The following is a 334-nucleotide window of genomic DNA, read 5'->3' on the forward strand; positions in this document are numbered from 1 at the left end:
CGACCGAGTTGCTCTTGCCCGGCGTCAATACGGGATAATACCGCGCCACATAGCAGAACTTTAAAAGTGCTCATCATTGGAAAACGTTCTTCGGGGCGAAAACTCTCAAGGATCTTACCGCTGTTGAGATCCAGTTCGATGTAACCCACTCGTGCACCCAACTGATCTTCAGCATCTTTTACTTTCACCAGCGTTTCTGGGTGAGCAAAAACAGGAAGGCAAAATGCCGCAAAAAAGGGAATAAGGGCGACACGGAAATGTTGAATACTCATACTCTTCCTTTTTCAATATTATTGAAGCATTTATCAGGGTTATTGTCTCATGAGCGGATACA

Annotated in this window: 1 pseudogene; it reads right to left on the reverse strand. The window is 44.9% G+C overall.

The features are described 5' to 3' along the window. A pseudogene (locus SB719_RS19305) lies at nucleotides 1-272 on the reverse strand (serine hydrolase); the annotation flags it as partial. Nucleotides 273-334: the final 62 nt, after the last annotated feature.

Source organism: Pantoea sp. SIMBA_079 (assembly GCF_046940275.1).
In the GTDB taxonomy this organism is placed as follows: domain Bacteria; phylum Pseudomonadota; class Gammaproteobacteria; order Enterobacterales; family Enterobacteriaceae; genus Pantoea; species Pantoea borealis.